Origin of the sequence: Thermobifida sp. (assembly GCF_017577275.1) — a bacterium.
Lineage (GTDB): Bacteria > Actinomycetota > Actinomycetes > Streptosporangiales > Streptosporangiaceae > Thermobifida > Thermobifida fusca.
This window is the reverse complement of the sequence record NZ_PITY01000032.1, coordinates 1-2837: the sequence shown is the minus strand read 5'-3', so window position 1 is coordinate 2837 and position 2837 is coordinate 1. Positions and strand designations below refer to the sequence as shown.

3 protein-coding genes are annotated in these 2837 nt (G+C 70.7%); all 3 read right to left on the bottom strand.

The genetic code is table 11. The features are described from left to right. On the bottom strand, positions 1-1282 hold a 1282-nt coding region (locus CW348_RS14905; protein ID WP_287464100.1), incomplete at its 3' end, for a tyrosine-type recombinase/integrase. A gap of 43 nt (positions 1283-1325) precedes the next feature. Continuing rightward, a complete protein-coding gene (locus CW348_RS14900) occupies positions 1326-1460 on the bottom strand; it encodes an excisionase family DNA-binding protein (protein ID WP_287464098.1) in 135 nt (44 codons plus the stop codon). Next, on the bottom strand, positions 1457-2837 hold a 1381-nt coding region (locus tag CW348_RS14895; RefSeq protein ID WP_287464096.1), incomplete at its 5' end, for a replication initiator. The genes CW348_RS14900 and CW348_RS14895, both read right to left, overlap by 4 nt.

The following is a 2837-nucleotide window of genomic DNA, read 5'->3' as shown; positions in this document are numbered from 1 at the left end:
GGCCAGGGTGTGTTCTTACTGGATGAAGCGCTGGGCCTGGAGTCCCGGCAGCGACTGTCGCCGCGGCTAGAGGCACTGTGCCGGCGGCTAGCGACGGAGATGCCGTATCACCGGGCGGCGGCGGTCCTGCGGGAGTTGACGGCGGGGCAGGCACCGGCGCGGGCGATGACGGTGTGGCGGGCGGCGGCAGGCGGGGGGGGCCGGGGCGGGCCCCCCCCAGGTGGACCGGAGCGCCCGCCATGAGCAGTGTGGTCGCGTGCAGGTGCCGCAGGTCGTGTAGCCGAGCAGGCGGAAGAGGGACGGCCGGAGCCGGACGGTCGGTCGGAGCGTTGTGCATCCTGATGAAGGTACGGAACAGCCCGGTCACCGTGTCCGGGTAGACCGGCTCACCCCACGCCGTGGTGAACACGTAGCCGTCGGGATCGCCGCGCCACTCCTCACCCGCAGTCTCGGCCTCCTCACACTGCCGAACACGGTGCGCGCGCAGCACCCCCGCCGTCTCGGTGTCGATGGTCACCACCCGGGACCGGCCGCTCTTGGTCGTGCCTTCCACCCGGACCCCGCCGACCACCGCCGTGGACCCGGTGATGGTGATGCGCCCGCCGTCGAGATCGACGTCAGGCCACCGCAGGTGCAGCAGCTCACCCCGACGCGCCCCGGTGTAGGCCGCCAGGTGGAAGAACGCGAACAGGCGATGCCCGCGCGCCACTTCCAGGAAGGCCCGCAGTTGCGCCTTGGTCCAGACGTCGCCCACCTCCCGGTAGACGTCCCGGGGCCGCTTGGCCCGCTCCACGGGGTTGCTGGGGAGGAGCTGTTCAATCTCCACGGCGTCGCGGAACGCCTTGCGCAGCACGGCATGCAGGTGGGTTACCGTGCTCACCGCCAGCGGACGGCCGCCCTTGCCACCGCGAGCCCGCAGGTCCCGGTAGAGCCTGGTGAACGTGGATGGCCGCAGCGCCTGGACCTTCACCGACCCGATGCGCGGCAGCACGTACAGCCGGATGCAGTTGCGGTAGTCGTCGAGCGTGCGCGGCTTGACCTCCATCGCGTGCCCGTCCAGCCAGTCAGCGAGGTAGTCCGCCACGGTCAGGTCAGAGCGTTCGATGTACTCGCCGCGGCGCGCCTTGACCCGTGCTTCGTCACGGGCGGCCTTGGCTTCGTCCTCGGTGGCGAAGCCGCCGACCCACTTGGGTTTGCTCACCCCGGTTTCCGGGTCGGGTACGCGGATGACGTAGGACCAGGTCTTGCCGCGTTTCATCACGCCGTCGCGGAGCTTGCCCATCAGGCCGCCTCCTGTTGGGTGAGGAGGCCGGAGACGTAGTCGTTCAGCGCCGAGAGCCGCCGATGCGCAGCGAGCGCACCGCCCCGGAGGCGAGCAGTTCGTAGAGCTTGCTTCGGGAGATCGCCAGCACGCGCGCGGCTTCGGGAACGGTCAGGAGGAGACGCGGGGGGTTGGTCATGCTGCCCTCTGTTCAGTTGCCGAAAGAGTGGTCTGTTGTGCCGCCTGGAGTGCCGCGCGGCGTTTCAACGTCTCGCCAACGGCCCGTAACAGGCGGTGCTCACGAGGTGGCACGTCCGGGTCGGTGGGTCGGGCCAGTTCCCAGGCGATACGGTCACCGCCGCCGCCGAGTGCGCGCAGGGGGAAGGCGGCGGGTTGCGCGTCCTCCCGGGCGTGGCCGGGGTTGTCCGGATCGACGCCGAGCGTGCGCAGGACCCAGGCGAGACGGTCGGCCTTGTGGTCGGCCAGGGTCTTGCCGGACCACTTGCGCGAGACCAGGACGCGCCGGCCCGCATAGCCCAGGTGCTCACGCCGGTGCGCCTTGGAGGTGCAGAAGCCCGGCCGCAGTCCGGCTTTGGCGTCTTTGGGTTGGATGCCGTGGCGCAGCCAGTTCGCGCACCGAGGCGAGCACGGCTCGAACCGCAGGGCGTCGAGGAGCCGGTCCACGTGCTGTTCCTGGGCCACCGTCTCGACGGCGTGGCATTCGGCGATGTCCTTGGTCAGGTACTTGGCCAGGTAGCGGACGCACCGGTCAGCGTCCGCAGAGCCCGCGAGCACGCCTTTGGCGTCGACCTGGGGGCCGAAGCGGACCACGTGCAGCGGCTGCGCGTCCGGATCAGCATCCAGGCGGTCGAGGGCTTGGTCCCAGGTGGGCAGGACTTCCCCCGTGGCCGGGTCGAGGTAGGAGCCGGTTGCTTCGTCCCAGATGGGCAGGTGGTCGCCGTCGAAGACCACCCGATCGGTCGAGGGCCACCACACCTGGTGGTAGGTCGCCGCCGCGATCTGCCGCAACTCCGCACGCGGGATGGTGCCGCGGATCGCCATGTGCAGATGCGGAGCAAGACGCCGCTGTGGTTCCACGGTGGCGAAGTACTGCACCTCGAATCCCGCCACCCGGCGGAGGTTCTGGACGAACCGGTCCACCAGCTTGGAAAAGTGCAGTGCGTCGCGTGCGGCCCGCCGGTAGTCGTAGGAGGCCGGGTCCACCGGTGTGCCGTCGGAGCGCACCCGCCCGTAGGAGTCACAGGTCAGCGTGACAAACAGCGACGGCCGAAACACCCTGCCCGACTCCGGGTCGGTGAAGGCCCGGCCCACGGTGCGCCGCACCATCGGACGCTTGGGCAACTCCGGGGCATCCTGCCGCCGCCGGGTCGAGCGCACCCGCCGAGACCGAGCCCTAGCCGCCGAGGAAGCGGGAGCGACCCGGCCGCGTAGCCCCGAGGCAGCGATCTCCTCATCCAGATCAGCAACGGCTTGGTCCAACTCCGCCAGGGCCTCGGGGTCAGCGCCGCGAGCGGCCAGCCGGTCGCGTTCAGCCGTGACCACGGCCCGCCGTTCC

Excerpts from the sequence above, each read along its gene's own strand:
- CW348_RS14900 (WP_287464098.1), bottom strand. The coding sequence starts at position 1,460 with ATGACCAACCCCCCGCGTCTCCTCCTGACCGTTCCCGAAGCCGCGCGC.